We start from the raw sequence: 6,000 nt of genomic DNA on the forward strand, positions 1-6,000 counted from the left end.
CGTAAACGCGGGCGCATCAAACTACCAGATTTTTGTTGTCCTAAGAAATACGATGGAGCCGTTGTACAACCATCAAAGGACGGCACGAAATGCATCAACTCCCCGAAACTGGTTACTTGCGTCTCCGCCAGATCATCGGCGACCCCCTGGCAAACCCACCTATCCCCGCACTTATCCCTGTCAGCAAATCCACCTGGTGGGAAGGCGTCCGCACGGGACGCTATCCGCCATCGGTCAAAACGCTTGGCGCACGCATCACGGTATGGCGTGTAGAAGCCATACGCCAACTCATTCAGGAAACGGCGGGAGATGGCGTATGACGTACACGACACGCAACCCCCACCGCTACACGGCACAGCAGTTCGTGGAAGACGCTTCGGCGACGCTGCCATCCGCCTTGCCTCTGATTCATGCGTCTGGCCGTTTAACGACCTGCGGCAGCTGCGGCGCTCAGCACGACGGAACTCGTTTCGGAACGTACATGCGCAGAAAGGAGAAAAAAATCGTCGGCGTTGAGATCGTAGCGGTGTGCAACGCCTGCGCCGCAGGTTGGACGATCCTGGACTGCACAACGAAAAATTTGGGTGAAACAAGCAGCATGTTCGTTCCGGAGGCGAGCTGGGTATCCGCAGCAATAGCCTTCCGCGAACTGGGCTCTGAGGTGGCGAAACGCGGCGGCCTCCCGCATCTCATCGATGTTAAAGGGAGCGGAGATGACTGAATTCAAAACGTCGTATTCCGACCGCCCGCTTGCGTTTTCCTTGTTCGCGAAATTGACGGAAACAACGCCACAACGGACCGGAGACCGTCGCTGGCCCAAGGCTCGCAGAATGTTCGAATCGCATTTTGCAAATCCGCACAAGGATCGGGTTCCTGGCTTTTCTCCTGTGCGCTTCAAGCCCGGAACGACACGCGCAGACATCAACGTCGTTGCCCTAAGTTGCCTCGTGCTTGACCTGGATGACGTCCCTCTGGATGCAATTCGCGGCGCAATCAGTCAATACGAATGGGTGGCCCATAGCACACATAGCCATACGCCTGCGCGGCACTGTTCGCGAGTGATCCTCCCCCTCATGCGCGATGTATTTCCTGCTGAATGGTCCCGATTCTGGTTGGCGGCAAGCCGTGAATTGACAGGTGGTCTTGCGGACAAGGCATGCAAGGATTTGTCGCGCTTCTACTACCTGCCATCGGTGCATCCTGAGCGTGCATCAGACGCATTTCATGAGCATAACGAGGGTACGTGGCTTAACCCCGATGCGTTCCTTGACAACCTCAGCGCTGCGGCAACGGGCGCTGATCCGAGCACCGTCAATTCCATCGCTGGCGTGCAATCACAGCAGGCTGCTGCTTGGGGATCGAATCTCGGTGCAGGGAAAGTTGATCTTGACGCTGATATTTCGGAAGGAAGCCGCAACGACGGACTGACCCGCGTGGCGGGCCATTTCGCGCATGCCGGACTCACCGGAGAAGATCTGTTTGAGCGGGTTCAGGCGCACAATGTCGCCAGGTGCAAACCACCACTCGACCGCCAGGAAGTACGAAAAATCTGTTCGAGTGTTTCAAAGCGCGAGGCCCAGGCGCGTGCGACGGCAGCGGTTACGTTCGAAGCCGCGCTGCTTGGCTTGAACGAACAATTTGCGTGGATTCAAACCCCGCCTGCAATCTGGCGGATCGCGTCAAGGGAATTTATACCGGTCGCCGCATTCAAGATCGAGCAAGGCAACCAGCAATTTTTGTCAGGTAAAACATACGTCGATCTGGGAACCGCGTGGCTCAAATGGCCGGAACGCAGACAACATCCCCGCCTTGCATTCGAGCCGCAGGAACCCGCGATCATGACGGACGGAGCGTTGAATCTGTGGGAAGGATTCGCTTTCGCGCCTGCGGCAGGTGACGCCGGTCCCTGGCTCAATTTGATGGCTCACCTTTTCCCGGACCCGAGTGCGTGCCGGTGGATTCAGCAATGGCTAGCACATTCGATACAACATCCTGGCACCAAGAAGCATTCGGCAATCGTGTGCTGGTCGCGGGAGCAAGGGCTGGGTAAGAATCTGGTATTTGAAGCCTTTGCACGGTTGTTCGGGCGCCATGCATGCGTTGCCCAACCGGGTCAATTGGGCAAGCAGTTCAATGCCTGGATGCGAGACAAGCTCAATATCATTTCAGACGAGACAGGACGGCACGGCAACCAACAGGCTGCAGACCTGATCAAAACGTGGATTACATCGAGTGAAATTGCGACGGAGCAAAAAAATCAGCCGAGTGTAGTGTTGCGCAACGTAACGGATTTCATTTTCTTGGGCAACAACGCTGACGCTGTTCACCTATCAGCCGAAGATCGACGGTTTAGCGTATTCGAGATTACCAGCACGCGGCTGCCTGACGGGTTCTACCGTGACTTCGCCAACTGGCGTGACAGCGCCGCCGGGTTGCCCGCGTTGCTGCACCACCTTCAAACGCTCGACCTTAACGGATTCGATCCGAAAGGACATGCGCCCATGACGAGCAGCAAGCGTGCCATGATTGACGCGTCCCGTTCCGGTCCTGAGCAGTGGCTGCTGGAGACATTCGTTTCCGGCGCCGTCGCACAGCAACACGGACGGGAGCTTTTCTCCGCCGTAGAGCTCTGCCTGGCTTATGAATGGAGCACCAAGCAGAAAGCGACTGTCGAGGTGATGGGGCGCGCGCTTTCAAAGTCAGGAATCCAGAACAAGCGGGTCCGTCTCGCTGGAGCGCAGCCGGTTGTCTATGCTCTTGATAATCACATGCACTGGTCACAGCAACTGAGCTCGGCCTGGGCGATCGAAGCTGCGAAGCCGTCGAAATTGCCCGGTACACAATAGAGATGCGTTTTTTCGCTAACCATGGGAAGACAATGAGTTTGCGCTCGTGCATGGACAAGGAAAGTGCATGCACGCCACCCACACAAACGGGCCTCGTCGTCATGCTCGAACCGGTTTATCTCAAAACACGTTGTCAGAAAGGTAGGGGCATGGATTTTTCAGTTCCAGCGTGCACATGCACACGACCATGCCCAACTGCTCGCACGCCGGAGAGCGCCACCACCATTGCTCCTTCTCTCTTTTGTGCATGTGTGCAAGATATTTCTCTATATAAATTATAAAATCATAAGAAGGGGAACTCCCATGTGGCACGGGGGGGCGGATGCATGGATATATAAGCTTTGGCAGGTTGCTTGCACACGTGCACATGGGAAGATGTGCTTAACCTTAGTCAGATGGAGAGGGAGAAAAATGCGGCGATTCTCGCCTAAGATGCCTGCGTATTTGCAGAAGCTTGCGGCCCAAACATCAGGCATTGAATTGGCCAAAGAGGAATCCCTGCATGTGCAAGTTGGCAATTGGATAGCGACATTGCCGGAGGATGAGCGCGACGGGCCTCACCCGGTGAACGTCTTGCATCAGCATTTCGATGCTGCTCCCCGCCGCCTGCAGAATGCGATGATGCGCCTGGGATACACCCTGAAGCGGTTGCGATATGACGGCGAAACGATCGCGTATTGGCTGCGCTGATCTCAACGCAATAGTGAACCGGCATGATCGGCTGACCGCTTCAACGAGCTTGGCGCTCTGCGAAAGTACTCCAGAATGCCCTGTGGGGGCCGGTCTCGCGGATTCCATAAAGCGACTCCGACAACAGATCGCTGCTGCGCGCGCCGAAGCGTGTAAACCCGGGTTTCGCTGAATCGACTTAATATCGCACTATTGATCCCGACAAACACGCGGGTCGACCGAGTAGCAGACAAACGTGCCGCCGGTCTGGCTGGACGCGGAAATATCGGTGGATGAGCCGACGGAAGCGAAGACGGGGGGCTATGCAGGTGGCATATTTCATAGATCTGTTCTCACCTGAAACTTATGAGGCGTTCGCTTGTTCGTCTCGCGATATTTCAGGGTTTCGCCGCCGTCACGAAAACGTGGCGCAGAAAATCAAACCCGGCGATGTATTCGTTTGCTACCTGACAAAGCTCTCCCGCTGGTTTGGCCTACTTGAAGTCGTCGAAGGACCATTCATCGATGACAAGCCCATATTCCTTCCCGAAAACGACCCGTTCATAGTGCGATTCCGGGTGCGTCCGACTGTCTGGCTTGACATCGAGAAAGGCATTCCAATCCACGACCGATCAGTGTGGGAGAGATTGTCATTCACGCGCGACCTGAAAGAAGGCGGTATCGCGTGGACCGGCAAGGTTAGAAGCAGCCTGGTGCAACTTGGTGAACAGGACGGAGCCTTCCTCGCGGAACTGCTGACTGCCCAGGCCATCGGGGGCAAATCGTATCCGATGGACGAGCAGGACAGACGCAACCTGGCGACGCACACCGTAAATCGCCCCGACAAGGTCGTGGCAGTCAGCGTTCCGGCGGAGGACGCAAGTGCAATCGAGCCAACCGAACGGATTCCGGAGACGGAAGCGCGAGAATCCATCCGCATGCAGGCGCTACTAGCCAATATCGGCGCCAAGATGGGGATGAAGATCTGGATTCCCCGCGCTGATCGAGGTGGCGTTCTGCGAGAGTGGGCCAATGAGGGCGGCGCGCTCCTCGATCGACTGCCGCTCAACTACGACGAGACAACCCTTCGGACGATCGAGCAGATCGACGTTTTGTGGCTCAAGGGGCGATCGATTGTCCGTGCGTTTGAGGTCGAGCACACGACCTCAGTCTACTCCGGCATTCTGCGCATGGCCGATCTAGTGGCACTACAGCCGAACATGAACATCAAGCTTCATATCGTCGCCCCAGAGGCAAGGCGGGACAAGGTCTTTCAGGAGATCCGGCGGCCGGTGTTTTCCCTTCTCGAAAAAGGACCTCTCGCGGAGTATTGCACCTATCTGTCATATGACAACCTTCGCAGGTTGGCCGCGCAAGAGCATCTTTCGCACCTTTCGGATACCGTGCTTGACGCGTACGAGGAGGAAGCTGAGTAGTTTTCCAGGCTGCGGCCGACAGCTCGGCGGTCGTGGTTGCCGCTGCAACGTTGCCGACGAGCACTCATCGGCGAATATCGTTGGTCGCTGTCAGTCGCGAAGGGCCGAAGGCGACCGAGGCTGTGCGAAAACACATGTTGAATGAGGTTCTCGAAAAAATCGGCCCTTCAGATCGCGCTGTATTGGCTTGGTAGTGACTTGGAAAGGGTGAAGCGACACCCGAAAGCCGAGTACTTTTGTGTTTTCACACAACCTCGACCCGTTGAGGTCCTTTGCTTCATCAATCGGCTGTCTGCTCTGCAAGTGAGAGCGGACCTAGTGGGTACGATGGACAGCTTGAGGGTGAAGGGCTTCGCTGCTGAATGGAAGGAGGGAAAGACACGACCTATCGCTCATGCTCCCTTGAAGGAGAATTTCTGAGCAATGTATTTGGCTGAGCTTTCGATATACGGAAACACGGTGCTTTCATTAATGTTCAACTGGTCCAACTGCTTAATGACACTTCGCTTGTTCATTACGGCTATGCGCTGAACCGCAATCTCCGGACTACCCCCCTCATCTAGGGTGGCGTCATCCCCGAAGAGAAGAAATGCACCAGACTGAAACGCAATCCGGTTGTTGGTGTGTTTGCCTTTCACACAAATGACGGACCGCAAGTGGCGAGGGTCGATCCGCCCCTCGAAGAAGGGCTTCTCTTCCTTTATGAAGTGCAACAGTTGCTTGACAGCTTTTTGCCTATTGAACTTGCGCACGTCATTGCTGCTGTAGTCGACGTTGTCTTTCGACTTCTGTGGGAGCCGCGTCAGGTTGGCGATACAGCTGGCCGTGTCTGAGTCGAAGTACTTAATCTGAGTCTGGTCCATGGAGAACACCACGACCTCGCCATCCTGGTCGAGGTTGCTCTTGCAAGCAAAGTACAGGGCAATCAGCGGGTTCGAGAGCTAAGCTCGAATCTGGTGTATGGGGGATTTGAGGCGGGAGATTGAAGGCGGTGGAGGTTTCAGCTGAGAATCTGATTGTCGAAGTCGGAAACCAGCAAACAACAAACC

The 6,000-nt window shown here is 55.7% G+C and carries 6 protein-coding genes; 5 read left to right on the top strand and 1 reads right to left on the bottom strand.

The window, feature by feature from the left end:
• Window positions 1-89: 89 nt before the first annotated feature.
• The 5 genes from KHO31_RS14745 (at window position 90) to KHO31_RS14765 (ending at window position 4,951) form a co-directional block, all read left to right on the top strand.
• Window positions 90-320, top strand: coding sequence for a helix-turn-helix transcriptional regulator (locus KHO31_RS14745; RefSeq protein ID WP_211623617.1), 231 nt, complete (start codon window positions 90-92; stop codon window positions 318-320).
• Window positions 317-721: a hypothetical protein gene (locus tag KHO31_RS14750; protein ID WP_211623618.1), complete on the top strand. Its 405-nt coding sequence runs from the start codon at window positions 317-319 to the stop codon at window positions 719-721. The genes KHO31_RS14745 and KHO31_RS14750 overlap by 4 nt, the downstream gene beginning before the upstream one ends.
• Window positions 714-2,846, top strand: coding sequence for a DUF5906 domain-containing protein (locus KHO31_RS14755; RefSeq protein ID WP_211623619.1), 2,133 nt, complete (start codon window positions 714-716; stop codon window positions 2,844-2,846). The genes KHO31_RS14750 and KHO31_RS14755 overlap by 8 nt, the downstream gene beginning before the upstream one ends.
• Before the next feature lie 411 nt (window positions 2,847-3,257).
• The gene (locus KHO31_RS14760; RefSeq protein ID WP_211623620.1) at window positions 3,258-3,536 is read left to right on the top strand and encodes a hypothetical protein; all 279 of its coding nucleotides are present in this window, start codon (window positions 3,258-3,260) and stop codon (window positions 3,534-3,536) included.
• Window positions 3,537-3,838: 302 nt separating this feature from the next.
• Window positions 3,839-4,951 (top strand): EVE domain-containing protein, encoded by a 1,113-nt coding sequence (locus tag KHO31_RS14765; RefSeq protein ID WP_211623622.1) that lies wholly within the window; start codon window positions 3,839-3,841, stop codon window positions 4,949-4,951.
• A gap of 392 nt (window positions 4,952-5,343) precedes the next feature.
• Here the strand turns inward: KHO31_RS14765 and KHO31_RS14770 are convergent, their stop codons facing one another.
• Window positions 5,344-5,814, bottom strand: a complete 471-nt coding sequence (locus tag KHO31_RS14770; RefSeq protein ID WP_211623624.1) for a hypothetical protein — start codon at window positions 5,812-5,814, stop codon at window positions 5,344-5,346.
• Window positions 5,815-6,000: the final 186 nt, after the last annotated feature.

Source organism: Paraburkholderia domus, from assembly GCF_905220705.1.
Classification (GTDB): Bacteria; Pseudomonadota; Gammaproteobacteria; order Burkholderiales; family Burkholderiaceae; genus Paraburkholderia; species Paraburkholderia domus.

Bases quoted from the DNA above. Each gene is read 5' to 3' on its own strand.
- KHO31_RS14745 (WP_211623617.1), top strand. From the start codon at position 90: ATGCATCAACTCCCCGAAACTGGTTACTTGCGTCTCCGCCAGATCATC.
- KHO31_RS14750 (WP_211623618.1), top strand. From the start codon at position 317: ATGACGTACACGACACGCAACCCCCACCGCTACACGGCACAGCAGTTC.
- KHO31_RS14755 (WP_211623619.1), top strand. From the start codon at position 714: ATGACTGAATTCAAAACGTCGTATTCCGACCGCCCGCTTGCGTTTTCC.
- KHO31_RS14760 (WP_211623620.1), top strand. From the start codon at position 3,258: ATGCGGCGATTCTCGCCTAAGATGCCTGCGTATTTGCAGAAGCTTGCG.
- KHO31_RS14765 (WP_211623622.1), top strand. From the start codon at position 3,839: ATGCAGGTGGCATATTTCATAGATCTGTTCTCACCTGAAACTTATGAG.
- KHO31_RS14770 (WP_211623624.1), bottom strand. From the start codon at position 5,814: ATGGACCAGACTCAGATTAAGTACTTCGACTCAGACACGGCCAGCTGT.